A 24,529-nucleotide genomic window follows, 5' to 3' on the forward strand; every position below is an offset into this window, starting at 1 on the left:
CCCCACCGCCAGATGCAACGCCACCAACGACGACGAGCACGCCGTGTCCACCGTGATCGCCGGCCCCTCCAGACCCAGCACGTACGCCACCCGACCCGACACCACGGCCGACGAACCACCGGTCAGGAGGTAGCCCTCCGCCTCCTGCGGCACGTCCGCGTCGCGGCCGTAGCCCTGGTAGGCGGCACCCAGGAAGATCCCCGTCCGCGTGCCGCGCAGCGACCGCGGGTCGATGCCGCTGTTCTCGAACAGCTCCCACGTCGTCTCGAGGACCTGGCGCTGCTGCGGGTCCATCGCCAACGCCTCCCGCGGCGAGATGCCGAAGAACGCCGCGTCGAAGTCGGCGGCTCCGTCGAGGAACGCCCCCCGCATGGTCTCGGCCTCGCTCGTCTCGGCGATGCCGGCGAGCAGGTCGGGATCCCAGCCGCGGTCGGTCGGGATGTCGGTGACGGCGTCCCCGCCTCGCGCGACCAGGTCCCAGAGGTCCTCCGGCGTCCGGACGCCGCCGGCGAGCCGGCAGGCCATGCCGACGATGACGATCGGGTCCTCCTCCGTCGACGGCGCCGACGGCACCCCCAGAGGTCCGGGTGTCTGCGCGACCTCGTCGGCCGAGCCCTCCCGGAGCCGGTCGAGGTAGTGCTGCGCGAGTCGGTGGACCGTGGGGTGGTCGAACACCACGGTCACGCCCTCGCGGAGCCCGGTGACCTCCGCGAGACGGTTGCGCAGCTCCACCGCCGTCATGGAGTCGAACCCGAGGTCGCGGAAGGCGACGTGCCGGTCCACGGCGGCGTGCTCGTCGAGCCCGAGGACACCGACCACCTCGCGGTGGACGACGACCTCGAGACGACGACGCCGCTCCTCCGGCGTCGTGGCACCGACCAGCAGGTCGGCCGCCGGTGCGTCCGCGGCCTGCGGCGCCTTCGGCGCCGCGGGCGCGAGCCGGTCGAGGATGGCCCGCACCCCCTGGCCCTTCAGGTAGGTGTTGCCCTCGACGCCGGCCATGGTCTCGCCGGCCCACAGGCCCCAGGCCACGGAGGTGACGCCGGTGCCGCGCCGGCTGCGGGCGAACCCGTCGAGGAAGGCGTTCGCGGCGGCATAGGCCCCCAGGCCCGGGCTGCCCCAGACGCCGGCGTTGGAGGAGAAGAGCACCAGGGTGCTCGCCTCGTCGCACAGGTCGGCCAGGTTCAGGGTCCCCTGCACCTTGGCGGCCGCGACGCGGCGCAGCTCGGCCGGCTCGAGCGCGACCACGGGTGTCGTGGTGGACGTGCCCGCGGCGTGGAACACCGCTGCGACCGTGCGACCCTCGGCCCGCTCGGCGGCGACCACCGCGGCGAGCGCGTCGTGGTCGGCGACGTCGCACGCGTGCACGCTGACCCCGACCCCGAGGGCCCCGAGCTCCGCGCGGAGCTCGGCGGCCGCCTCGCCACGCTCGCCCCCACGGCCGAGCAGCACCAGGTGCTCGGCGCCCGAACGCGCGAGCCAGCGCGCCACGTGCCGTCCGACCGCACCGAGGCCGCCCGTGACCAGCACGGTGCCCGACGGGGTCCAGGGCCGGGGCTCCTGCGGGACGGGGTCGGCCGTGAGACGACCCGCCCACACGTCGGTGCCGCGCACCGCGAGGACGTCCTCCGGGCCAGCTGCGGCGACCGCGGCCGCCACGACCCCGGCGGCGTCGTCGTCGAGGTCGTTGAGGACGCGCTTGTTGTACGACGGCCGACTGCGCGGGGTCGACGGTGCTGCCACCGGCGTCGGAGGCGCGGCGGGTCACGACCCACAGGGGCGCAGGGTCCTGCGCGCCGGACCACGAGCGCACGAGGGCGCCCAGCGCCTCCGTGGCCGCGAGCGGGTCGCGCTCGTCGCCGTCGTGCGGGAGGGCCACGACGCCCAGCGTCGGCGAGCCGTCGACTCCCGAGCGTCCCCACGACGCCTCGACGTCGTCGGGACCCACGACCTCGACCAGCCCACCGCGCTGCTCCACGGCGCGTCGGACGGCGTCGACCTCGTGGGCCGCGGAGTCGGACGCGACCAGCAGCACGCGACCCGCGACCGGGACGTCGGCGACCTCGGTCCGCTCCCACTGCACCGTGTAGCGCCAGTCGTCGGCGGGTCCCCCGGTACGCGCACCCGCGAGCGGCGTCTCCAACCAGAAGCGTTCGTGCTGGAACGGGTAGGTCGGCAGCTCGACCGTGGCGGCCTCGCGGGGGAGCTCGCGCGACCAGTCGACGGGCAGTCCCGCGACGTGGGCCTCCGCGAGGGCCCGGACGAGGTCGGGGGCGCCGCCCTCGCCGCGCCGCAGCGTCCCGAGCACGGCGGCGTCGGCGTCGGCGTCCTCGACGACCTGCTCCAGCGCCATCGTCAGCACCGGGTGCGGGCTGACCTCGACGAGCGCGTCGGTGCCCTCGGCGAGCAGGCTCCGCGCCGCCTCGGCGAACCGCACCTGGCCGCGCAGGTTCCTGAACCAGTAGTCGGCGTCCATCGTGCTGGTGTCGATGGGCGCGCCGGTCAGCGAGGAGTGCAGCGGGACCCGGCCCGTCGTCGCGCTGACGCCGCGCAGCTCGCGCAGCACGTCGTCCCGCAGCGACTCCACGTGCGCGGTGTGCGACGCGTAGTCGACCGGGATCCGGCGGGCGCGCAGCCCGTCGGCCTCGCACTGCGCGAGCAGGTCGTCCAGCGCGGACGGGTCGCCCGCGACCACCACGGCGCGAGGGCTGTTGACCGACGCGACGGCGAGCGCGTCGCCGAACGGGGCGATCCTGCGGGACGCGTCGTCGGGGGTGGTCGCGAGCGACACCATGCCGCCGCGTCCCGCGATGCCGCGCAGGACCCTGCTGCGCAGCGCGACGACCCGCGCCGCGGTCTCCAGGTCGAGCGCCCCGGCCACCTGGGCCGCGGCGATCTCGCCCTGGGAGTGCCCCACCACCGCGGACGGCTGCACGCCGCTGTCGCGCCACACCTCGGCGAGCGAGACCATCACGGCGAACAAGGCCGGCTGCACCAGGTCGACGCGGTCCAGGGGCGACCCCGACCGCAGGGTCTCCAGCACCGAGACGTCGAGGTGGCCCGCGAGAGCCCGGTCGCACTCCCGCATCACCTCGGCGAACACGGTCGAGTGCTCGAGGAGGTCGGCACCCATGCCCACCCACTGCGCCCCCTGGCCAGGGAAGACGAACGCTGGCCGGCGGCGGTCACGACCCCGCCCGAGCAGCACGTCCCGCGACGGCTGGCCGTCCGCGAGGCGACCGAGCGCAACCCGCGCGCTGCCTGCGTCGTCGGCGACGACGACGGCGCGGTGCTCCAGCCGACTGCGACGGTGCAGCAGGGAGGCGGCCACGGGCACGACGGGGGCGTCCGCTGCCAGGACGTCGGCGTCGAGCAGCCGGCGCGCCTGGGCGCGCAGGGCCTGCGGCGTCCTGGCCGACAACATCAGCGGGACGGAGCGACGAGCGGCGGTGACGGGTGCGGTGGTCGTCGGTGCGGGCGTCGCTGGTCTGGTGGTCGCTGCGTCCACCTCCGGCTCGACCGCGGCGGGCCCCTCCTCGAGGACGACGTGCGCGTTGGTGCCGCTGATGCCGAACGACGAGACCCCCGCCCGGCGGGGGCGTTCGCCGCGGTGCCACGGCGTCGGCTCCTGCACCAGCTCGAGCGTGCCGTCGGACCAGTCGATCTCCGTCGACGGCTCGGCCGCGTGCAGCGTCGGCGGCACCAGCTCGTGCCGCAGGGCCAGCACGAGCTTCATCAGTCCCACCACGCCCGCGGCCGCCTGCGTGTGGCCGACGTTCGACTTCACCGATCCGAGGAGCAGCGGTCGCTCGCGATCCTCCCCGTACGCGTCGCGCAGGGCGGAGGCCTCGATCGGGTCGCCCAGCCGCGTGCCGGTGCCGTGCGCCTCGACGAGGTCCACGTCGGCGGCCGACAGCCCGGCGTCGACGAGCGCGTCGTGCACCACCCTGACCTGCGCACGGCCGTTCGGGGCCGACAGCCCGTTGCTCGCACCGTCAGAGTTCATGGCACTGCCGCGCACCACCGCGAGCACGGGGTGGCCGTGGCGCCGGGCGTCGCTCAACCGCTCGAGCACCACCATGCCGGCACCCTCGGCCATGCCGAAGCCGTCCGCGTCCGCGGAGAACGCCTTCGAGCGACCGTCGGCAGCGAGCGAGCCCATCCGGCTGAAGTCGACGAGCATGCCCGGCGTCGGCATGATCGTGGCCCCTCCGACAAGGGCCAGCGGGGTCTCGCCGCGCCGCAGCGAGGCGCACGCGAGATGCAGGGCGGCGAGGGAGGACGAGCAGGCCGTGTCGACCGTCAGCGCGGGCCCCTCGAGACCGAGCGTGTAGGCGATGCGCCCCGACGCCACGCTGGAGGTGGTGCCGGTCATCAGGTAGCCCTCGACCCCGGCGCCGCCTTCGGCGAGCCGCGGTCCGTACTCCTGCGGGATCAACCCGACGAACACGCCGGTCCGCGTCCGACGCAACGAGTACGGCGCGATCCCCGCCCGCTCGAGCGCCTCCCAGGACAGCTCCAGCAGCACGCGCTGCTGCGGGTCCATGGCCAGCGCCTCCCGGGGAGAGAGCCCGAAGAACGCGGGGTCGAAGTCGGCCACGGCGCGCAGGAAGCCCCCGGCGCGCTGGACCGTCGTCCCGGACCGGGAGGTGTCCTGGTGCAGCAGCGCGTCAACGTCCCAGTCGCGGTCCGCGGGGAGCCCGTCGACGAGGTCGCGGCCCTCGGACAGGATCGACCAGAAGCGCTCGGGGGTGTCGACGTCGCCCGGCAGCCGGCAGGCCATCGAGACGATGGCGATCGGCTCGTCGTCCACGCGCGCCACCGGGGGCGCCGGTCGGGCCGGTCGCCGGTCGGACCCACCGGTCAAGGCCTCGGCGAGCGCCTGCGGGGTGGGGAAGTCGTAGAACGACGTGATCGGGACCGCACGCCCCAGCTCCTCCTGCAGCTGGGTGCGCAGCTGCGCGACGAGCACCGAGTCGAGGCCCATGTCGAGGAAGGTCTCGTCCGCACGGACCTCGCGGCCGCTCACCGTCGCGGCATGTGCGCGGACCGCCGCCACGAACTCCGCCACCGACGGGGCGGCCTCTTGACCGGCCGGACCAGCACCGGCGGGCGACAGCGGTCCGACGGGGACGGCTACCGGGAGACCGGCGGGCTCCACGCCGAGGTAGGCCGCCGACCAATCGACGTCGGTCCCGGCGACCCAGACCTGCGCGAGCGACTGTAGGAACGTCGCCCACCCGCCGACGTCGCGGCGCAGCGTCGAGACGACCTGGGCCTCGACGCCCTCGCCCTCGATCGTCTGCCGGGTTACCGCGGTGAGCACCGGATGCGGGCTGACCTCGACGAAGGTCCGCACGCCGTCCGCGAGCGCGACGGCGACGGCTTGGTCGTACCGCACGGGCTCGCGGAAGCACCGGGCCCAGTGCGCGCCCACGAGGTCCGGTCCGTCCACGTGCCCCGCCGCCACGCTGGAGACGAACGGCAGGGCCAGCGACGCCGGAGCCAGTCCGTCGAACGCGCCCGCGAGGTCCGCAGCCACGGCGTCGACCTGACGGGAGTGGGCCGCCATCTCGACCGCGATCACCTGGGCTCGGACGCCCTCGGCCTGCAGCTCGGCGACGCGACGTCGGACGGCGTCGGGGGCGCCAGCGAGCAGCACCGAGCCCGGGCCGTTGACCCCGGCGAGCTCGACATCGGGGTCCTGCCACCGCTCGAGCAGCGCGAGTACCTCGTCGAGACTGAGCCCGACGGACGCCATGTCCCCGACGCCCACCAGCGGCATCATCGCGCGGCTCCACCGGGACGCTCCCCTGGCACCGTCGTCGTGCGAGAAGGCGCCCGCGACACGCGCCGCCGCGAGCTCGCCGATGCTGTGCCCGACGACGACGTCCGCGCGGACGCCGTGAGCCTGCCACAACGCTGCGAGCGACGTCTGCACCGCGTAGAGCGCGGGCTGCACGACCTCGACCGCACGCAGGGCGGCCTCCGAGTGCAGCGCATCCTCCGACCATCCCGGGAGCTCCTCCCCCAGGACCGCGAGGCAGCGGGTCATGGCTTCGTCGAAGATGGACGACTCCTCGCGGAGGCGCGCACCCATGCCGGGCCACTGCGCGCCTTGGCCAGGGAACACGAAGGCGGTCATGCCCGGATCGCGTCGCGGCGCTCCCTCGACGAGGCGTGCGTGCGGACGCCCGGCGACGACGGCGTCGAGGACCTCGACCAGGTCCGACGCCGAGGCGGCGTCGTCGAGGACGACGACGGACCGGTGGCCGTCGGTCCTCGACGTGGCGGCGTCGGCGGCGAGAGCCGACCCGAGGGCGCGGACGTCGTGCACCCGGCCAGCGACGACCTCCTGCCGCAAGGCCTGCGCGAGCGCGCGCACCGCGTCACGGTCGGCACCACCGAGCGGCAGGGCCGCCGCATGCTCCCCGACGTCGTTGGGTGCGTGGTGATCGGCGGCGTGACGGTCCACGACTGACTCCTCGACTTCAAGCTTCCCCCGGGCTCGGCACGACCGCCCGTGCTCGGCCAGCAAACCAGAACGGGCGCGGCTGGACAAACTGAAGTGGCACTTTGTTCCAGGCCGGCGGATCGCCGTACCGGTCCGACGACAACTCCGGTACGATCCTCTCGTTTGCGGCTGCGCAGCAGAGGGGGCAGGCATGTCGGAGGACGCCGGGCAGGCGCCCGTGGTCGCCCTGCTCGGGGCGTCGGGCTACGTCGGCGGCGCCCTGCTCCCCGAGCTGGTCCCGCGCGCCTCGCAGGTCCTCGCCGTGTCGCGGTCAGGAGTACCAGCGACCGAGCGTGTGACCGACCGCCGACTCGACCTGGCGACACCGGGGACGATCGGCACGGTCGTCGCCGAAGCCTCCGTGATCGTGCACGCCGCCGCCTACGGCACCCTGGGCTCCACGTGGCGAGACGCCGAGGACCCGGCCTCGGATCGCGTCAACGTCGACCTCGTGCGGGAGCTGGTGGACGCTGCGAGCCGCCGGCGGGAGCCACCCCTCCTGCTCTTCCTCAGCTCGGCGCAGGCCGCCGCCGGTCCCGTCAGCCGATACGCCGAGCAGAAGATCGAGGCGGAACGCCTCGTGCAGCAGGCCGGCGAGGAGCGGGTCCTCCGCCCGCTGATCCTGCGACTGCCCACCGTGTACGGAGTGGCTCGACCGACGGGGCAGACCGGCCGGGGCATCGTGGCGGCGATGGCGCATCGCGCCCTCGAGGGCGGCGAGCTGACCCTCTGGAACGACGGCACCGTGCGCCGAGACCTGCTGCACGTCCACGACACGGCACGGGCCGTCACGGCCGCGTTCGACCACGGCGCCGCCGTCGCCGGCCAGGTCTGGCAGCTGTCCGCCGGGCGCACCGAGTCGCTGCTCGACGTCTTCACCACCGTGGCCCGCGCGGTCGCCGTCGCCACGGGGCGACCGCCCGTGCCCGTCACGAGCGTCGCCCCGCCGGACCACGCCGCCGAGAACGACTCCCGCAGCGACGACGTCGGGGACGGCCGGTTCTCCGAGGCCACCGGCTGGATCCCGCAGGTCGCCTTCGGCGACGGCGTCCGCGAGGTCGCCGAGACCCTGCACGAGAAGGCAGCGAGCCACTGACGTGAAGGTCCTGTTCACCTCCTTCGCCCACCGGACCCACTTCCAGGGCCTCGTGCCGCTGGCGTGGGCGCTCACGCTCGCGGGCCACCAGGTCCGGGTGGCGAGCCAGCCCGACCTCGTCGACGACATCGTCTCGGCCGGCCTGGTGGCGGTCCCGGTCGGTGTCGACCACCGACTCTTCGAGATCGACCCCGCGGAGGCCACCGAGGTCCACCGGTACTCCACGGGTCTTGACTTCGCTCGTCGCCACGACGAGCTGCACTCCTGGGACTTTCTGCTCGGACTGGAGACGGCGAACGCACGCTCGGTCTTCCCGCGGGTGAACAACCCCGAGTTCGTCGCCGGCCTCGTCGACCACGCGCGCCGGTGGCAGCCGGACCTCGTCCTGTGGGAACCGTTCACCTTCGCCGGTGCCGTCGCAGCGCGAGCCAGCGGCGCGGCGCACGCGCGCGTGGCTTGGGGGACCGACCTGACCGGCTACTTCCGCTCACACTTCCTCGCGCTGCGGGCCGACCAAGAGGAGAACCGCCGCCGCCCCGACCCCCTGGCCGACTGGCTCCGGGACGTGGCGAGCGAGCACGGTGTCGAAGCGACGCCCGACCTCGCGCTCGGACAGTGGACCGTCGAGCAGATCCCGGCCCGCTTCCGGCTTCCTTCCGGCTTGGACATCACTCCCGGGACGACGTCGGCCCCGTACAACGGCCCCTCGCGGACGCCATCCTGGCTCGACGACGGTCGGCGACGGATCGCCGTCACCGGCGGCTTCTCGGGCCTCGGCGACGGCGCGGACCTGCCCGAGCTGCTCGCACGTCTGGCCGACCTCGACCACGAGGTCGTGGTCACCCGCTCCGGCCTCGCCCCCGACCAGGTGCAGTCCAACGTTCGCCTGGTCGACTTCGTCCCCATGAACGCCCTCATGGAGTCGTGCGACGTCGTGGTGCACCACGGCGGGGCGGGCACGTGGGCATCGGCGCTGCACCAGGCGGTGCCGCAGGTGGCGGTCGCGCACGAGTGGGACTGCCTGCTGCGAGGTCAGCAGGTCGCCGACGCCGGCGCCGGCCTCTCCCTCGACCCGCAGCAGACCGATGCCGCGACCCTGGCGGACGCCGTGCGCTCGGTCCTGGACCAGCCCACCTACCGCGCGCAGGCCCGCGCGCTCCGCGAGGAGCTGCGCGCCGAGCCGACGCCGACGGCCGTGGCGCAGGAGATCGAGCGGCGCACCGTCGCCGCCCGCACGTGACCGACGATCCCGTCCAGCCCGACCCGTCCAGGAGGAGACCGTGTACGAAGGTGAGTTCGCTGAGCTCTACGACCAGTTCTACGAGGCGCGGGGCAAGGACTACGCCGCCGAGGCATCGGCCGTGACCGACCTGGTGCGCTCGCGATACCCTCACGCCGACTCGGTGCTCGACGTCGCGTGCGGCACGGGGAGCCATCTCGAGCCCCTCTCGCGGTCGTTCGGCCGGGTGGAGGGGCTCGAGCTCTCCCCCGCCATGATCGAGGTCGCCGAACGGCGCTACCCGCAGCTCACCGTCACCCAGGGCGACATGCGGGCCATCGACCTACCTCGGCAGTTCGACGCCGTGACGTGCATGTTCAGCTCCATCGGGCACATGGTCGACGTCGACGAGCTGGACGCTGCCCTCGACTCCTTCGCCCGCCATCTCGCGCCGCAGGGTGTCGTGGTGGTCGAGCCGTGGTGGTTCCCGGAGACCTTCCTGCCCGGGTACGTCGCGGCCGACGTCGTCCGCGTGGGGGACCGTGCGATCTCGCGGACGTCGCACTCCCTGCGTGACGGTCGGGTCTCCCGGCTCGAGATCCACTGGTTGGTCGCGGACCCGACGGACGGGGTGCGGCACGAGACCGAGCACTACGAGATCACGCTGTTCGAGCGCGAGGAGTACGAGACGGCCTTCCGCCAGGCCGGCCTCGACGTGGAGTACCTGGAGGGCGGCCCGTCCGGGCGCGGGCTGTTCGTCGGCCTGCACGCAGGCTGACGCCACCAAGTCGGCCGTCGGCTGCTCCCTGCCCCGACACCTCAGCGGTGGCGCGGCAGGACCGCGGCGAACCGGTCGAGCGTGGCGCGGACGGCGTCGAGATGGGCGTCGTCCTGCTGGGCGAGCAGGGCCTGGAGGGCGAGGGCGGCTTGGGTGGTGAACTCCTCGGCCCGACGCCTTGCCCCGGGCGTGGCGCGCAGCGTGACCAACCGACGGTCGGAGCTCTCGCGGCTGCGGGCCACCATCCCGTCGCGCTCGAGCCGGTTGACCAGGGCGTTCGTGGCGCCCGACGTCAGCCCGACCCGCTCCGACAGGCGCGCCGGCGACATCGGCCGCCCCGTCGCCTCCGCCCACAGGACCTCGCCGAACGCAGCACCGTCCGACGGCGGCAGGCCCATCCAGCGCGCGAGGTCGTGGACCGACTCCTGGTACGCGACCACGTAGCCACGCAGCGCCTCGAGCATCCTCGCCGCCGACTCGGTCATCCAGCACCTCCTGGTCGGAGCAGGACTCTACGCCGCCGGACGCCCCTCGCGCCGGGAGAACGCGTAGTCCGGGAGGATCGGCTCACCCTTGCGGTCGGGCAGGAACACGCGATCGAGCAGGAAGCTCAAAGGCTTCGTCCCCGCCAGCCGGAACATCGTGTTGACCACCCGCACGCCGAGCCGCGACGACGGGTGCATCACGCGGGCACCGCCGGGCGGCAGCGACTGGTGCCGGTCGACGTACGCGCGCAGCATCGACTCGTACGCCGCGAAGGCGTCGGCGTGGGTGCGCTCCTCGTGCAGCGTGCGCTCGAGCTCACCGGCGAGCACGTACGCCCCGACCAGTGCCAGCGTGGTGCCCATCCCGGTCGGACCCGACCCCCACGCGGCGTCGCCGAGGAACGCGACCCGACCCTCGCTCCACGACGGGAGCACGACCTGCGCGAACCGCTGCGCGTAGAGCTCCTCCGGGTGCTGCTCGAACCCGTCGAGGACGCGCTCGGTCTGCCAGCCGGCGTCCGCGAAGCGCTCGCGCAGCACCGTGAGCTGGGCGTCCGTGTCGAGCCGCTCGAAGCCGAACGGCTCGCACGCGAAGGTGAGCGTGGCGCGGATCGTGCCGACGTCGTCGGGTCGCAGGGTGACGGACCGGCCGCGCGGAGCGGTGTACCAGTCCCAGAAGTCGGTGTCGTCGGGGCGACGGTCGATCGTGCCGTACGCCATCGAGACGCCGGCGTCGCGGATCTCGGTGCGGTCGCCCATGACGAGGCGGCGGGTGCGCGACCCGCGCCCCTCGGCGACGACGAGGAGGTCGTACCGCTCGCGCGTGCCGTCGGCGAGCTCGACGTCGACGCCGTCGGCATCCTGCGCCACGGCCGTCACGTAGGTGCCCCACCGCTGCTCGACCTCGGCCGACACGGTGCCGAGCACGATCTGCGACAGACGTCCGCGGAGGATCTCGATCTCGGCGGTGGGCCCGTCGACGTCGGCGCCCTCCTGCTTCGGCAGGACGGAGACCGGGGTCCCGTCCGGGCCGATGAAGCGGGTGCCGTCCTCCCCGGTCAGGTGCGCGAGCACCTCCTCCTCGACGCCCATCCGGCGCAGGACCTGTCGGCCGAGCCCGCGGACGTCGATGTTCTGGCCGGTGGTGCGTGGCTCGGGCGAACGTTCGAGCAGGGTGACGTCGAAGCCGGCGCGCGACAGGCCCCACGCCGACGCGGGTCCGGCGATGCTCGTGCCGGTGACGAGCACGGTGGGTCGGGTGGTGGACATCGGGTCTCCTTCGTCATGGACGTTCACTTCACTGTGAAGTCTTCTGCTCTGCCCCGCACGTCCAACGAGAGAACAACACCGAACATCGGACAGATGTCCGATGTTCGGTGTACCCTGGCTCACACGCACAGCGAGGGAGCCCGCATGACCGAGAAGCAGACCACCCACCGACCCCTGTCCGACCGGGTCGCGCGCCGCGTGGTGCGCACGCTCGGTCGCCTGCCGCAGCCGCTCAAGCGCGCCATCGCCGGAAAGCCGATCTCGATCGACGGGCAGACGCTCGACGTCGAGGCCCAGGTGGGGGTGCGGCTGCTGAACCTCGCGGTCGGCGAGACGTTCGAGACGCTGCCCGTCGAGGAGGGCCGCCGCCAGATCGACGGCGAGGCGTGGGTGTTCGGCTACGAGCACCCCGTGCACGACGTGCGCGACCTCGTCCTCCCCGGTCCCGGCGGGGACCTGCCCGCTCGCATCTACCGGCCCGCCGGGCTGCCCGCCCTGTCCGCCGGCCTCGTCTACTTCCACGGCGGCGGATGGGTGCTCGGCAACCTGGGCTCCGCCGACTCCGTCTGCCGCTACCTCGCCGACACAGCAGGCATCACCGTGGTCTCCGTCGACTACCGCCTCGCCCCCGAGCACCCCTTCCCGGCCGGGGTCGACGACGCGGTCGCGGCCTTCCGGCACGTGGTCGCCCACGCGAGCGAGCTCGGCATCGACCCGTCGGCCGTGGCCGTGGGCGGCGAGAGCGCGGGCGGCAACCTGACCGCCGTCGCCTCCCTCGTCAGCACGCTGGAGGCCCGCACGGACCCGTCCGTCCCGGTGCCCGCCTTCCAGCTGATGTTCATGCCGGTCACCGACCTGACCACCAAGCACCGCTCCTACGAGCTGTTCAGCGACGGCTTCTTCCTCAGCGACGCCCAGATGGACTGGTACAAGGCGCACTATCTGACCGACCCGGCCCAAGCCCACGACCCGCGCGTCTCGCCGCTGCTCGCCCCCGACCTCGAGGGACAGCCGCCCGCCCACGTCGTCGTCGCCGGCTTCGACGTGCTGCGCGACGAGGGCGAGGCCTACGCCACCCGACTGCTCGAGGCCGGCGTGCCCACCACGCTCACCCGCCAGGAGGGCATCGTCCACGGGCTCGTGAACGCCACCGGCGTCGGCACCGTCGCCCGACGCGTCCTCGACGAGGCCGCCGGCCAGCTGCGCAAGCGTCTCGTGCCGCTCGCCTCCGGGGAGACCGTCCGATGACGGCACGGGAGCGGCGCAGCGTCGACGTCGTCGTGGTCGGGGCCGGGCTCGCCGGCCTCACCGCGGCCCGACGTCTGCAGGAGCGCGGCCGCTCGGTGCTTGTGCTGGAGGCCCGTGACCGCGTGGGCGGCCGCACCCTCAACCACGACCTCGGCGACGGGCAGGTGGTCGAGTCCGGCGGGCAGTTCGTCGGGCCGACGCAGGACCGCGTGCTCGCCCTGGCCACCGAGCTGGGCGTCGACACGTTCCGCGCCCACGACGTCGGCGACACCGTGTACGTGCACGGGAAGGCGGTGCGCCGGTTCAGCGGCGACATCCCCCCGGCCTGGACCACCCTCCCCGACCTCGGTCTCCTCATGGCCCGGCTCGACCGTGCGGTGCGGCGCATCGACGTCGACGCCCCGTGGCGCTCGCCCGACGCGCACCGGCTCGACGCCATGACCACCGCGTCGTGGGCGCGGTCCCTCTCCCTCGGCGGCGGCGCCGTGGAGGTGCTGGAGATCCTGCTCGGCTCGGCGTACGGCACGACGGCCGCGGAGGCGTCGGCGCTGTTCACCCTCTGGTACGTGGCCGGCGCGGGCGACGAGACGCACCGCGGCACCCTCGACCGCATGATCGGCGTCGACGGCGGGGCACAGGAGTCGCGGTTCGTCGGCGGCTCCCACCGCCTCTCCGCCCTGCTGGCCGCCGACCTCGGCGACGCGGTGGTGCTCGACGCCCCGGTGCGCCGGATCGCGCAGAACGCGTCGGGCGGGCGGGTGTCGACCGACCACCTCGACGTCGACGCGCAGCACGTCGTGGTCGCGGTGCCGCCGCACCTCGTGGCCGGCATCGACCTCGAGCCCGCGCTCCCCGCCCCGCAGGCCGAGCTGTTCCGCCGCATGACGTTCGGGACGCTCATGAAGTGCGAGGCCGTGTACGACGAGCCGTTCTGGCGTGCGGACGGGCTGTCCGGGCAGGGGCTGTTCCGTGGCGACGCGGAGCCGGTGTGCTCGATGTTCGACAACACCCCGCCGTCCGGCGCCCCGGGGGTGCTCATGGGATTCCTCGGCGCGCACGCCTGGAAGACGTGGGCCGACCGGCCGGCCGCGCAACGGCGAGGGGCGGTGCTGCGCAGCTTCGCCCGCGTCGTCGGGCCGCGCGCGCTCGAGCCGACCGACTACTGGGAGCAGGACTGGACCACGGAGCCGTGGACCCGCGGCGGGCCGACCGCCGTGCTCGCGCCCGGCGTGCTCACCGAGCTCGGACCGTGGCGCGACGTGCCCCACGGCCGCGTCCACTGGGCGGGGGCCGAGCACGCGAACCACTGGAACGGCTACATGGACGGCGCCGTCCGTACCGGCGAGGACGTCGCCGACCTCATCACCCGCACCACCCGCCACGAGGAGACCGCATGAGCCAGCACCGTGTGCGCGCCGAGCGCCGCATCGACGCCCCCGTCGAGGACGTCTGGGCCGTCGTCGACGACACGTCCCGCTACGCCGAGTGGGTCGACGGCTGCCTGGAGGTGACCCGCCACCACGGCAGCGCCACCGTCGGCGACACGTACGGCGAGCGCAACAGCACCCTCGGACCGCTCATCGCCACGACGACGTGGACCGTGCTCGAGGTCGAGCCGCACGTGCGGCGGGTCGACGCAGGGGAGGGCCTGGCCCCCTTGCGGGACTTCCGGAACGTCTTCACCTTCACGCCGACGTCGGACGGGCGGGGCACCCTGATGACGTACGAGGTCACCTTCGGCCTCGCGCTCGGACCGCTCGGTCGCGTGCTGGCGGCCGTCCTCGGCCGGTCGTTGCCGCAGGAGTTCCAGCGGTCGATGCAGAACCTCGACACCCTGCTGCGCTCGGAGCGACCCCTGCCGCGGGAGGCCCGATGACCAACCCTGAGACCGACGACCCCCGCGAGGCGCTCGCCGCCGCCGCCCGCGAGCTGGCCGACGCCGGCCTGCTCGTCGGCACCGCCGGCAACGTGTCGACCCGCCTCGGCGACGACCGCGTGCTCGTGACCGCCACCGGCGTGGTGCTCGGGCGCTGCACCGCCGACGACGTCGTCGAGACCGACCTGGCGGGCACGGTCGTGTCGGGGCGGCTGAAGCCGACGTCGGAGCTGACGCTGCACCTCGACGTGTACCGCCGCACGTTCGCCCGGGCCTGCGTCCACACGCACTCCCCCGCCGCCACCGCCGTGGCGTGCGCCCCCGCGCGCTTCGGGTCGATGCCGGTGCTGCACTACCAGCAGATCCTGCTCGGCGGCGAGATCCGCGTCGCCCCGTACGCCACGTTCGGCACGCCCGAGCTCGCCGAGCACGTGCTCGCCGCGCTCGACGGACGCCAGGCGGCACTCATGGCGCACCACGGCGCCGTCGCCCTCGGGCAGGACCTGCGGTCGGCCGTCGACCACGCCCTGCTCGTCGAGTGGCTCGCCGAGCTGCTGCTGCGCGTGAGCCAGGTGTCCGAGCCCGTGCCCCTGACCGAGGAGCAGCAACTCGCGGTCATCACCCAGGCGCTGGAGCGCCACTACGGAACCGTCCAGGAGAACCCATGAGCACCTCGTCCCCCACCCCCGTCACCGTCGCCGCCGTCGGCGTGCACGTGCTCGACGCCCACGCCGTCGGCATCGAGTCCGTGCCGGAGGGCTCCGAGGGCCAGCTCGTGGAGTCGATCCGGCTGTCGGCCGCCGGCACCGCCGGCGGCGCCGCCCTGGTGCTGAGCCGCCTCGGCGCGCACGTGCGGTCCTACGGCGCGGTCGGCGACGACGCGGCGGGCCGCACCCTGCGCGCGCTGCTGGAGGAGGAGGGCGTCGACGTCGCCGGCCTCGCGACCCACCCCACGGAGCAGACGTCGGCCTCCGTCATCCCCGTGCGACCGAACGGCGACCGACCGGCGTGGCACGTCATCGGCGCGAACGGCGGGTTCACCCTGCCCGACGTCGCCGACCTCGCGGGCGTCGACCACCTCCACCTGGGCGGACCCGAGTTCGTCGGCGGTCCCGCCGCCGGCGAGCTGCTGGCCGCCGCTCGCGCCGCGGGCATCACGACGTCGATCGACGTGCTCGCACCCGGCGACCCGGGCATGCTCGAGTGGATCCAGGACGCGCTCCCGCACTGCGACGTGCTGCTCCCGAACGACGAGCAGGTGCTCGGCTTCACCGGTACCACCGACCTGGTCGAGGGTGCACGCGCCCTTCTGCAGAAGGGTGTCGGCTGCGTCGCGGCGACAGCCGGCGAACGCGGGGCCGTGGTGGTGACGGCCGACGAGGTGGTCGAGGTGCCGGCGTTCGCGATCGACGTCGTCGACACCACGGGCTGCGGCGACGCGTTCTCCGCCGGTTTCGTCCTCGGGCGCGCCGCGGGTCGCTCCGCGGAGGAGTCGGCTCGACTGGGCTGCGCCGTCGCGGCGCAGGTGGCACAGGGTCTCGGCACCGACGCCGGCTCCTACGACCTCGCGTTCGTCGACGCGTTCGCCACCTCCACGCCCACCCGCTGAGCCCACGTCGGCCGAGGCCCGTCGGCGGCAGCCGCCGGGACCACCAGCGCCTCCCAGACGAGCCGGTCGAGGTCGGTCGCCGACGTCGCCACAGGGTCGAGCAGGCTCTGCCCGACGACGCCGCGGTGCAGCACGATGCCGAGCTCGACGAGCCGGTCGACCTCGACCTGCAGCACGAGGCCGAGGTCGGCCACGGCCCGTCCCACGACGTCCACAACCTGCTCGTGGACCTCGCGTCGCACCCGCAGGTACTCACCCCCGACGTCGGGGTGGCGCACGGCGCGGAGCATGTACTCGGTGCTGACGAGCCACCAGCGACGGTCCGAGAGCTCCGCGCCCACCGCGTCGGCCACGGCGGCCACCGCGGAGGCGGGCTCCACCGGCGCACCAGCACCGGCCTGCCGCCGACGCCGCGACACGAGCCGTCGCAGGCTGCGGTCGATCGCCGCGACCCGGTCGCGGGCCTCGCGGCGGTAGAGGGCGACGAAGAGGTCGTCGAGCGTGGCGAACTCGGCGTAGAAGGCCGCCGGCGTGGTCCCGGCGCGAGCGCACAGCGGCTCCACGGCCGCGTCGCGCCAACCCAGCTCGGCGACGGTGGCGACGGCGGACTCCAGCAGCCGCTCGTGCAGGGAGGACTCGTCCATGAGTCGATCCTAGCGAACATCGGACAAGTGTCCGATGTTCGCTAGGATGAGTCCATGGACACCATCCTCCTGCGCTCCTCCCCGTCATGGCGGATGCGCCTCGTCTGCCAGGTCCTGGCCGCGCGCGGCACCAAGCGCGTGCTGGGGTCGGCCGAGCAGACGGAGCACGACCGTCGGCGCAACGGCGCCACGCCGGCGCCACTCGGCTCGGTACGGGTTCCGCGAGACGACCCTCGCCGACGTGCGGTGCCTGGAGGTGGTCGACTCCCGACGTCCCGACCCCCGCCGCACCATCGTCTACGTGCACGGCGGCGCGTACGTGAACCCGCCAGTCGTGCAGCACTGGGACCTCATCGCCGCGCTGGCGACCGAGAACGACGCGCGCGTCGTCGCGCCGCTGTACCCGCTCGCCCCGGCAGGCACCGCCGCCACCGTCGTACCGCTGATGCTCGACGTCGACGCCGCGGTGCGCGCCAGGTACGGGCCACGGGTCGTGTGGGCGGGCGACTCCGCCGGCGGTGGCCTCGCGCTCGCCACCGCGCTCGCCCTGCGCGACCAGGGCAGGACCGTCCCCGACCACCTCGTGCTCGTCGCGCCCTGGCTCGACGTGACGATGTCCAACCCCGGGGTCGGCCAGGTGGAGCCGCGCGACCCGTCCCTCGCCGTGCCTGGCCTGCAGCACGCCGGGCGGCTCTGGGCCGGCGGCACCGACCCGCGCGACCCTCTCGTGAGCCCCGGGTTCGCGGACCTCGACGAGCTGCCCCCGACCACCCTCGTCGTCGGTGACCGGGACCTGTTCCTGCAGGACTGCCGCGACCTGGCTGAGCGTGCGGGTCGTGCCGGTGTCGACGTCTCGCTGGTGGAGGCCGCGGGCGGGTTCCACGTGTTCCCGGCCGTGACGTTCCTGCCCGAGTCGAAGGCCGCTCGGCGGCACGTCTCCGCACGCCTGGCCGAGAACCCTCGTGGCTGACCGGTCGTCCAGCACTCCTCGTGCCGCAGGCGGCGGGGTGCCAGTGGCCGAGGTCGTCGCGCGGGTGGCGAAGCCTCGGCTGCGCGGCTGGCTGCACGCCACGGCCACCCCGCTCGTGCTCGCAGCCGGCATCGTGCTCGTGGCCCTCGCCCCCGCGGCCGACACCGGCTGGGCGAGCGCCGTGTACGGGCTCACCGGCCTCGTGCTGTTCGCGACCAGCGCCACCTACCACCTCGGCCGGTGGTCGCCCGTCGTCGAACGTCGCCTGAAGCGGGCCGACCACGCGAACATCTACCTGATCATCGCCGGCAGCTACACCCCTATCGCGGTGACCGCCCTCGACGACTGGCAGCGCGCCACCGTGCTCACCGTCGTGTGGGTGGGCGCCGCGCTCGGCGTCGGCTTCCGGCTGCTGTGGATCGACGCGCCGCGGTGGCTGTCGACCCTGCTCTACGTGGTGCTCGGGTGGAGCATCGCGCCGTTCATCGGCAGCGTGTTCGGCGTCGACGTCGCCGCGGGCGTGCTCATCGCCACCGGCGGCGTGCTCTACACCCTCGGCGCCGTGGTCTACGCGACGAAGCGGCCCGACCCCGCGCCGGCGTGGTTCGGCTTCCACGAGGTCTTCCACGCGTTCACGATCGCCGCCTGGACGTGCCAGTACGTGGCGATCAGCCTGCTCGTGCTGGGCTGACCGCTCACTCCCAGTCGGGGCCGAGATGCACGGCCGCGAGCCGCCGCAACGCGTCGCGGCGCACCTCGGTGTCGTCGGGCCGCGGCGCCGCGACCGAGAGCAGGGCGAGTCCGTCGAGCAGTGCCACGAGCTGACGCGCGGCCAGCCGCGGCTCGTCGACCTCCAGCGCCTCGAACACGGCGACGGCGGTGTCCTCGTACACGCCGACGATGCGCTGCACCGCCGCCCGCAGCTCCGGTCGGCGCGTGGTGGCGAGGTAGGCCTCGAACTGGGCGACCAGCGGACCGGGACGCTGCACCGACATCAGCTCGATGAGCCGCTCCACGACCTCGCGTCGAGAACCGCCCTCGGCGTCCCGCAGCTGCACGATGAGCGCGTCGGCACCGGCAACGACGTCCTCGGCGATCTTGGTGACGGCCTCGCCGATCAGGTGGTCCAGGGAGTCGAAGAAGTACGACGTCGTCGACAGCGGCACCCCCGCGGCAGCAGCCACGGACCGGTGGGTGACGCCCTCGATGCCCTGCCGCTCGATCACCTCGACCGTGGCCGCGACGACCTCCGCGCGCCGCTGGTGGCCGCGTGCGTAGTGGGAGCGTGGCTTCGACGTCGAGGGCACGGGACGAACCTACCGTTCGACGGACGGGGCGACCGGTGTCACTCGAAGCGACGGTAGCCGTGCGCGGTGTTCAGCCGGTCGTACACCTCGCGCACGAGCTCCGGCGCCCGCGCGCCCACCGTCGCGAGCGAGAGCCGCAGCGCCTTCTGGTCCGCCCCCTCCTCGCCCAGCGCGAGCAGCAGCATGCCGTCGCGCACGGACACGTCGGCGACGTCGACCCAGCGCTCCCGCGCCCGGCGCGTGCGGATGCCGTGCGCGTCGAGCCTCGCCACCACGGGCGGACGCGCCACGAGCACCACCGCCGCGAGGAGCAGCAGCACCGTGACCACCCCCGCGAGCGCCGACGTCGCCACGAACGCGACGAAGCCCGTGACCGCCGCGACGACCACGACGACCCCCACCACGGCGAGAGCGGGGGCGCGGTCGAGGCGGTAGGTGGTCATGAGGTCCTTCAGTCTGCCCTACCCCGCTGAGTGTGACGTTTGGGGCCCGATTCGTGGTGTTCGGGGCCCGAAACGTCACACTCAAGAGATAGAGCCTCCGGCAGTTCCCGCTGGCCGCGTATCGAGACCACTCGGCAACGGCTCAGCGTGGGCCCGTTGCGCGCCGGTGGCAGAGGGGGCGGGACTCCGTCGCCGCTCGTTCCGCCCCCGCAAGCGGGAGGTGCCCCCAGCGGCTCCTCCTCGAATCCGGAGCCCTCTGCGAGTGGGCGCTGCGCGCCGGTGGCAGAGGGGGCGGGATTCGAACCCGCGGTAGCTCTCGCTACGACCGCTTTCAAGGCGGTTCCGATCGGCCACTCCGGCACCCCTCCACGGCAGCCGCCAGGTCAGGACCGGGGCGGCGCCACCGCCGATTCTCGCACTACTTCAGCGGCGCGATCCGGCCAGGCTCCGAGCGCAGCGTCGGCATCAGCACCCGCGACGACCGCGACCCGCGCTCGCGCACCAGCAGGAACCGCGCCACCAGGCCCACCAGCACGCCCAGCACCACCGAGTACGCCGTCGACAGCGCGATGTACGACGGGTACGCGCCCGGCGACACCAGCGACGTCGTCAGCACGCCCGTGCCCAGCACCGCGAACACCAGCACCCACCAGCCGTCGCGCCGCTTCGACCGCAACGACACCCCGACGATCAGGGCCGGGAAGCCGATGAAGACCTCGACCGGCCGGGGCACCCCGCCGACCGTCTCCCGCATCCACGTGACAGCGTTCGAGATGCCCTCCACCAACGACTCCGAACCGTGCGTGCGCACCACGCTGGAGTACGCCAGCAGCACCACCAGCACCATCGCGACGCCCGAGATGATCGCCAGGTTCTGCTTGCCGAGCCCGTGCAGACCGGCGCCGAGGTTCCAGACGAACGCGATCGCCACCGTCAGCGACGCAGCCAGCACCACGAGGTTGAACCGCTGGTAGGCCACCGGCGCGTTCCACGCCGCCACCGCCACCGTGCCGCTCAACGCCACCACCAGCGCGATCGCGAACTCCTTGACCGCACCCACGGCGGTGCGTGCCGGCCTCGTCGCGACCACCGCCCACACGCTCGCGAGGATCGCCGACACCGCCGCCGCCGAGGCCACGAGCAGGTTCACGCCCGTCGCCACCGCCGCCACGGCCAGCACCGACGACGCGACCGTCCAGATGCGCATGTGGCCACCGCCGCGGTGCGTCAGGCCGATGCTGAACACGACGAGCAGCAGCGCCGCACCCACCCGCTCGATCCACTGCGGGTGCGCGACCGCCACGAGCGACGAGCCCGCGGCCAGCACGCCCACGACCCACGCGACGATCGTGGCCGCGAACGCGTACCGGGTGGCGGTCGGCGACTCCAGACGCGGCTGACGGACCGGGACGTCGTAGTCGACGGGTACCGAGGCGTCGAGCCGACGGCGTCCGCCGCTGCTCGTGGCGTGCGTGCGACTCACCGCTGACCCATCCGTCGGTTGGCGAGTGACGGATTGACCTCGCGCGCTCGCGCGACGTCGGCGGGGTCGATCTCGGCGGTCACCACGGCGTCCTCTCCTGCATCCCCCTCGGCGAGGGTAGTGCCCCACGCGTCGAGGACGAGGGAGTGCCCGGTGTACCGCTCGCCGCCCTGCGCGGCCGCGACGACGGGTACGACGTCCTCCACCGCTCGGGCGGTGAGCAGCGTGCGCCAGTGGTGCAGCTTGTGCTCGCCCGCCACCCACGCGGCGGGCACGGCGAGCAGCTCGGCACCGGCGTCGACGAGGGCGCGACCCAGCTCGGGGAACCGCAGGTCGTAGCAGGTCATGAGCCCGACCGACGTCGACGAGCCGTCGGCCGACGCGACGTCGACCACCACCGGCTCGACGTCGCCGCCGCGCAGCCGCGAGGACTCCGTGTAGCCGAAGGAGTCGTAGAGGTGGATCTTGCGGTACGTGGCGCGCAGGTCGCCGTCGGCGCCCAGCACCACGAGCGTGTTGTAGGGCAGGTCGTCGGTCTGCTCGAACATGCCGGCCACGACGGTCGCGCCCAGACGACGGGCCTGCGCGGCCAGCGTCGCGACGAAGGGTCCGTCGAGCGGCTCGGCGACCGCGGCGAGGTCGTGGTCGACTGGACCGAAGTCGTGCATGGTCGCCTCGGGAAGGACGACGAGGTCGAGGCCGGCGGGGAGCGCGGCCAGGCGGGCCTCGACGAGGTCCCGGTTCGCGGTGGAGTCGATCGTCGACGCCACCTGCACAGCCGCCACACGCATGCCGTCCAGTGTGACAGGGGCGGACTGAGAGCGGGATGAGACCGGTTCCCGACCACCTTCGGGTGCCGGTGAGCCCTGCAAAGCCGGGCGTCAGTCGCGCAGGAACGGCGCGGCGGCCCGGGTGTGCGCGGCCTTCGTCGCAGGCTCCATGCCCTCGTAGGAGCGGGCCATCATGCGCGAGCGCGGGTTGGTCGCGAAGACGTCGAGGTGGTCGCGGACGAACGTCCAGTAGAGGCCGTCCCACGCCTCGCACCAGTCGCCCTTCGGCAGGTCGGACATGCGGCGCAGGTACGCCGACCCGGACACGTACGGCTTCGTGGTGACGAGCGGACCCGCCGCGAACTGGCTCATCGCGTACACGTTGGGCACCATCACCCAGTCGTAGGCGTCGACGAACAGCGCCATGAACCACTCGTAGGCGTCGTCGGGGTCGATGCGCATCAGGCACATCGCGTTGCCGACGACCATGAGCCGCTCGATGTGGTGCGCGTAGCCGCTCTCCAGGACACGCTCGAGCACGACGTCGACCGGCGCCAGGCCCGTCGTCGCATCCCACCAGCCGCTCGCGAGCGACCGCGTGTGGCCGAGGTGGTTGGTGCTGCGCATCCGCCGTCCGTGCGTGACGTAGACGCCGCGCATGTACTCGCGCCACCCGATCACCTGGCGGACGAAGCCTTCGAGCGACGCCAGCGGCACGTCGTGGTCGTCGGCGTGCGCGAGCACCCGGTCCAGCACCTGCGCCGGGGTGAGCAGGCCGATGTTGAGGGCCGGGGTGAGGACCGAGTGGAACACGGTCGCCGACCGGGTCGTGATCGCGTCCTCGTAGGGGCCGAAGGTCTGGAGCCGCTCCTCGACGAACTGCTCGAGCATCGCGGCGGCCTCGTCGTGGTCGGTGGGCCACGCGAACGCGTCGATGTCGCCGGGCGCGTCGGGGAAGGCCTGCTTGACCCAGGCGATCGCGTCGTCGACCACGTCCGTCCGCTCGGGTCGTGTCACGTCGGGCACGTCGACGCTCTTCGGCAGCTTCTTGCGGTTGTCCTCGTCGAACGACCACTTCCCGCCGACGGGCTGGTCGCCGTCGACGAGGACGTCGAGACGCTGCCGCTGCCACGCGTAGAAGTGCTGACGTCGTCGGCGCACGCCTCGAGGTCGCGCTCGAGCCAGTCGTCGACGACGTCGTACACGCTCACCTCGTCGCCCGACCGCAGCTCACGCGCCAGCGCCGCCCGGCTCGTCGTCCGCCCGTCGGTCCGCACCCGCACGACCTCGTGACCGGCGTCCGCGAGCCGCTCCCCGAACCGCTCCATCGACGCCCGGTGCAGCACCAGCTTCTGCGCGTGAAACGCGTACTGCCGGAAGAGCAGGTCGTGCTCGACCAGCACGAACGTCGTGCCCGACGGCGCCTCCAGGTGCTTCAGGAACAGCTGGTGGGGCAGCACCAGACGGACGCGTCGACTCACGACGTCCACGCTAGGGCGGGGTGCGGGGGCCCGCCTGTCCAGTGGGTGGGGTGGCTCTGCGCGCGAGCTCTCGTCCTGCGGCTGCGTCGGCTCGGCTTCTGTCTCGAGTGGGGCTGCGCCGGCGCGGCTTCGTGATCGGGTGGGGCTGCGCTGGCGCGGCTTCGACTCGTCCTGCGCTCCGAAAGGGCCTCGAGCGGGCAGCTCGCGACCGCGCTGGTCTTGGGTCTCGGGCTGTGCGTTGGTCTTGCGGGTCGAGCGGTGGGTCTGCCACCGAATCGCCGTCGGCGGTGGATCTGCCACCTTCCCAGCGCTGTCCAGGTGGCAGATCCACCGCCGACGGGGTCAGACGTGGCAGAGATTCTCCCTTCTCGTGGACCGTGCCACGAGAAGGGAGAAGCGCTGCCCACCCCACCCCCAAGGGCACCCACGATTCTTCCTTTGTGCGCTTGAGGTCCAACGCTTCTGCGTTCACGACGGGATCCCGTAGCAAACGCAGGAGCCTTCGACCTCCGACGCACGAACGCAGAAGATTGCGTCCACAGCGGGAGCCGCAGCCCGAGAACCCGAGCCGCCGACCGCCCAGCCGCCCGGTCGAGGCCCTTTCGGAGACCACCCCCAGCGGAAGCCGCGGCAGCGCACCAGCACGACGAGACCCTCGCAGGCAGCGCAGCGGCAAGCCCAGACCCCCGCAGGCAGCGCACCAGCACGACGAGACCTCACAGGCAGCGCACCAGCAGGACGAGACCCCCGAGGCAGCGCAGCAGCACGACGAGTCGCCCCGCCTGCCCGTCACCCCCGTCCGACCCGTGACCGCCGAGGCGGACCCGAGACGGCGCGGCTAGCCTCGGACGCATGCGTGCTGTCGTGGTTCCGGAGCCGGGTGGGGTCGAGGCCCTGCAGGTCGTCGACGTCGAGACGCCTGAGCCGGGGCCCGGCGAGGTGCTGGTGCGGGTCACCGCAGCAGGCATCAACCGGGCCGACCTGATGCAGCGGCAGGGGTTCTACGACCCGCCGGAGGGTGCGACGCACGTGCTGGGCCTGGAGTGCTCGGGCGACGTGGTCGCGCTGGGCGAGGGGGTCAGCGAGTACACGGTCGGCGAGCACGTCGTGGCGCTGCTGTCCGGTGGTGGCTACGCGGAGTACGTGGCGGTGCCGGTCGGGCAGGTCGCGATGGCGCCGCGCGACATCGACCTCGTCGACGCGGCCGGACTCATGGAGGTCGCGGCCACCGTCTGGTCGAACGTGTTCATGATGGCCAAGCTGCAGCACGGCGAGACGCTGCTGGTGCACGGTGGCGCGAGCGGCATCGGCACGATGGCGATCCAGCTGGCGAAGGC

At 73.6% G+C, this 24,529-nt stretch carries 19 protein-coding genes, 1 tRNA gene and 2 pseudogenes; 11 read left to right on the plus strand and 11 right to left on the minus strand.

All coding sequences use genetic code 11. The features are described 5' to 3' along the window. Both A6Q79_RS02735 and A6Q79_RS18545 read right to left on the minus strand, forming a co-directional pair. Positions 1-1,743: type I polyketide synthase (locus A6Q79_RS02735; protein WP_317696047.1), on the minus strand; the 1,743-nt coding region annotated here is incomplete at its 3' end. Positions 1,744-2,239: 496 nt separating this feature from the next. Then, positions 2,240-6,667, minus strand: a pseudogene (locus A6Q79_RS18545) (acyltransferase domain-containing protein); the annotation flags it as partial. On the opposite strand from A6Q79_RS18545, the gene A6Q79_RS02745 reads away from it, so the two are divergent. The 3 genes from A6Q79_RS02745 to A6Q79_RS02755 are packed head-to-tail and all read left to right on the plus strand — an operon-like array spanning position 6,666 to position 9,607. Further along, positions 6,666-7,610: an NAD(P)-dependent oxidoreductase gene (locus tag A6Q79_RS02745; RefSeq protein ID WP_067860679.1), complete on the plus strand. Its 945-nt coding sequence runs from the start codon at positions 6,666-6,668 to the stop codon at positions 7,608-7,610. The pseudogene A6Q79_RS18545 and the gene A6Q79_RS02745 overlap by 2 nt on opposite strands. 1 nt (position 7,611) lies before the next feature. Then, positions 7,612-8,850 (plus strand): activator-dependent family glycosyltransferase, encoded by a 1,239-nt coding sequence (locus tag A6Q79_RS02750; protein ID WP_067860681.1) that lies wholly within the window; start codon positions 7,612-7,614, stop codon positions 8,848-8,850. Between the two features lie 40 nt (positions 8,851-8,890). Then, positions 8,891-9,607 carry a trans-aconitate 2-methyltransferase gene (locus A6Q79_RS02755; RefSeq protein ID WP_067860683.1) on the plus strand — a complete coding sequence of 239 codons (717 nt, stop codon included), beginning with the start codon at positions 8,891-8,893 and terminating at the stop codon, positions 9,605-9,607. A 41-nt stretch (positions 9,608-9,648) separates the two neighbouring features. Here the strand turns inward: A6Q79_RS02755 and A6Q79_RS02760 are convergent, their stop codons facing one another. Together A6Q79_RS02760 and A6Q79_RS02765 are read right to left on the minus strand one after the other, a co-directional pair. Then, on the minus strand, positions 9,649-10,092 hold the full coding sequence (locus A6Q79_RS02760) for a MarR family winged helix-turn-helix transcriptional regulator (protein ID WP_286689253.1): 444 nt from the start codon (positions 10,090-10,092) through the stop codon (positions 9,649-9,651). A gap of 27 nt (positions 10,093-10,119) precedes the next feature. Continuing rightward, entirely contained in the window at positions 10,120-11,361 is a 1,242-nt protein-coding gene (locus tag A6Q79_RS02765) for an FAD-dependent monooxygenase (protein WP_286689252.1), read from the minus strand. Positions 11,362-11,505: 144 nt separating this feature from the next. Between A6Q79_RS02765 and A6Q79_RS02770 the strand changes: the two genes are divergently transcribed. Genes A6Q79_RS02770 through A6Q79_RS02790 form a run of 5 tightly spaced genes read left to right on the plus strand, consistent with a single transcriptional unit; the run spans position 11,506 to position 16,094 of the window. Next, positions 11,506-12,609: an alpha/beta hydrolase gene (locus A6Q79_RS02770; RefSeq protein ID WP_067860687.1), complete on the plus strand. Its 1,104-nt coding sequence runs from the start codon at positions 11,506-11,508 to the stop codon at positions 12,607-12,609. Next, entirely contained in the window at positions 12,606-14,006 is a 1,401-nt protein-coding gene (locus tag A6Q79_RS02775; RefSeq protein WP_286689251.1) for an FAD-dependent oxidoreductase, read from the plus strand. The genes A6Q79_RS02770 and A6Q79_RS02775 overlap by 4 nt, the downstream gene beginning before the upstream one ends. Next, complete coding sequence (locus A6Q79_RS02780) at positions 14,003-14,485, plus strand: SRPBCC family protein (RefSeq protein WP_286689250.1); 483 nt, start codon at positions 14,003-14,005, stop codon at positions 14,483-14,485. Before A6Q79_RS02775 ends, A6Q79_RS02780 begins: the two co-directional genes overlap by 4 nt. After that, a complete protein-coding gene (locus A6Q79_RS02785) occupies positions 14,482-15,153 on the plus strand; it encodes a class II aldolase/adducin family protein (protein WP_067860693.1) in 672 nt (223 codons plus the stop codon). The genes A6Q79_RS02780 and A6Q79_RS02785 overlap by 4 nt, the downstream gene beginning before the upstream one ends. Further along, positions 15,150-16,094: a carbohydrate kinase family protein gene (locus A6Q79_RS02790; RefSeq protein WP_067860695.1), complete on the plus strand. Its 945-nt coding sequence runs from the start codon at positions 15,150-15,152 to the stop codon at positions 16,092-16,094. The genes A6Q79_RS02785 and A6Q79_RS02790 overlap by 4 nt, the downstream gene beginning before the upstream one ends. Here the strand turns inward: A6Q79_RS02790 and A6Q79_RS02795 are convergent. Continuing rightward, a complete protein-coding gene (locus A6Q79_RS02795) occupies positions 16,043-16,738 on the minus strand; it encodes a TetR/AcrR family transcriptional regulator (protein ID WP_286689248.1) in 696 nt (231 codons plus the stop codon). The two genes, A6Q79_RS02790 and A6Q79_RS02795, sit on opposite strands and share 52 nt — an antisense overlap. Before the next feature lie 241 nt (positions 16,739-16,979). Here A6Q79_RS02795 and A6Q79_RS02800 point away from each other — a divergent pair, with 241 nt between their 5' ends. Together A6Q79_RS02800 and A6Q79_RS02805 are read left to right on the plus strand one after the other, a co-directional pair. Continuing rightward, entirely contained in the window at positions 16,980-17,708 is a 729-nt protein-coding gene (locus tag A6Q79_RS02800) for an alpha/beta hydrolase (RefSeq protein ID WP_317696069.1), read from the plus strand. Positions 17,709-17,745: 37 nt separating this feature from the next. After that, positions 17,746-18,399, plus strand: a complete 654-nt coding sequence (locus A6Q79_RS02805) for a hemolysin III family protein (protein ID WP_067860701.1) — start codon at positions 17,746-17,748, stop codon at positions 18,397-18,399. Between the two features lie 4 nt (positions 18,400-18,403). Here A6Q79_RS02805 and A6Q79_RS02810 read toward each other — a convergent pair whose 3' ends face one another. The 6 genes and pseudogenes from A6Q79_RS02810 to A6Q79_RS18550 all read right to left on the minus strand — a co-directional run bounded on the left by A6Q79_RS02810 (position 18,404) and on the right by A6Q79_RS18550 (position 23,492). After that, positions 18,404-19,015, minus strand: coding sequence for a TetR/AcrR family transcriptional regulator (locus A6Q79_RS02810; RefSeq protein WP_067860703.1), 612 nt, complete (start codon positions 19,013-19,015; stop codon positions 18,404-18,406). A 38-nt stretch (positions 19,016-19,053) separates the two neighbouring features. Then, entirely contained in the window at positions 19,054-19,458 is a 405-nt protein-coding gene (locus A6Q79_RS02815) for a hypothetical protein (RefSeq protein ID WP_067860705.1), read from the minus strand. 280 nt (positions 19,459-19,738) lie between these two features. Beyond that, a tRNA-Ser gene (locus tag A6Q79_RS02820) sits at positions 19,739-19,826 on the minus strand. Positions 19,827-19,876: 50 nt separating this feature from the next. Next, positions 19,877-20,941 carry a hypothetical protein gene (locus tag A6Q79_RS02825; RefSeq protein WP_067860707.1) on the minus strand — a complete coding sequence of 355 codons (1,065 nt, stop codon included), beginning with the start codon at positions 20,939-20,941 and terminating at the stop codon, positions 19,877-19,879. Continuing rightward, entirely contained in the window at positions 20,938-21,732 is a 795-nt protein-coding gene (locus A6Q79_RS02830) for a carbon-nitrogen hydrolase family protein (RefSeq protein WP_286689247.1), read from the minus strand. Before A6Q79_RS02830 ends, A6Q79_RS02825 begins: the two co-directional genes overlap by 4 nt. 90 nt (positions 21,733-21,822) lie before the next feature. Continuing rightward, positions 21,823-23,492, minus strand: a pseudogene (locus A6Q79_RS18550) (cryptochrome/photolyase family protein). A 552-nt stretch (positions 23,493-24,044) separates the two neighbouring features. Between A6Q79_RS18550 and A6Q79_RS02840 the strand changes: the two are divergent. After that, positions 24,045-24,529, plus strand: a 485-nt coding sequence (locus A6Q79_RS02840) for an alcohol dehydrogenase catalytic domain-containing protein (RefSeq protein ID WP_317696081.1), incomplete at its 3' end; no start/stop codon positions are given.

Source organism: Aeromicrobium sp. REDSEA-S32_B7 (assembly GCF_001626145.1).
In the GTDB taxonomy this organism is placed as follows: domain Bacteria; phylum Actinomycetota; class Actinomycetes; order Propionibacteriales; family Nocardioidaceae; genus Aeromicrobium; species Aeromicrobium erythreum.

Excerpts from the sequence above, each read along its gene's own strand:
- A6Q79_RS02745 (WP_067860679.1), top strand. The coding sequence starts at position 6,666 with ATGTCGGAGGACGCCGGGCAGGCGCCCGTGGTCGCCCTGCTCGGGGCG.
- A6Q79_RS02760 (WP_286689253.1), bottom strand. The coding sequence starts at position 10,092 with ATGACCGAGTCGGCGGCGAGGATGCTCGAGGCGCTGCGTGGCTACGTG.
- A6Q79_RS02765 (WP_286689252.1), bottom strand. The coding sequence starts at position 11,361 with ATGTCCACCACCCGACCCACCGTGCTCGTCACCGGCACGAGCATCGCC.
- A6Q79_RS02770 (WP_067860687.1), top strand. The coding sequence starts at position 11,506 with ATGACCGAGAAGCAGACCACCCACCGACCCCTGTCCGACCGGGTCGCG.
- A6Q79_RS02775 (WP_286689251.1), top strand. The coding sequence starts at position 12,606 with ATGACGGCACGGGAGCGGCGCAGCGTCGACGTCGTCGTGGTCGGGGCC.
- A6Q79_RS02780 (WP_286689250.1), top strand. The coding sequence starts at position 14,003 with ATGAGCCAGCACCGTGTGCGCGCCGAGCGCCGCATCGACGCCCCCGTC.
- A6Q79_RS02785 (WP_067860693.1), top strand. The coding sequence starts at position 14,482 with ATGACCAACCCTGAGACCGACGACCCCCGCGAGGCGCTCGCCGCCGCC.
- A6Q79_RS02790 (WP_067860695.1), top strand. The coding sequence starts at position 15,150 with ATGAGCACCTCGTCCCCCACCCCCGTCACCGTCGCCGCCGTCGGCGTG.
- A6Q79_RS02795 (WP_286689248.1), bottom strand. The coding sequence starts at position 16,738 with ATGGACGAGTCCTCCCTGCACGAGCGGCTGCTGGAGTCCGCCGTCGCC.
- A6Q79_RS02815 (WP_067860705.1), bottom strand. The coding sequence starts at position 19,458 with ATGACCACCTACCGCCTCGACCGCGCCCCCGCTCTCGCCGTGGTGGGG.
- A6Q79_RS02830 (WP_286689247.1), bottom strand. The coding sequence starts at position 21,732 with ATGCGTGTGGCGGCTGTGCAGGTGGCGTCGACGATCGACTCCACCGCG.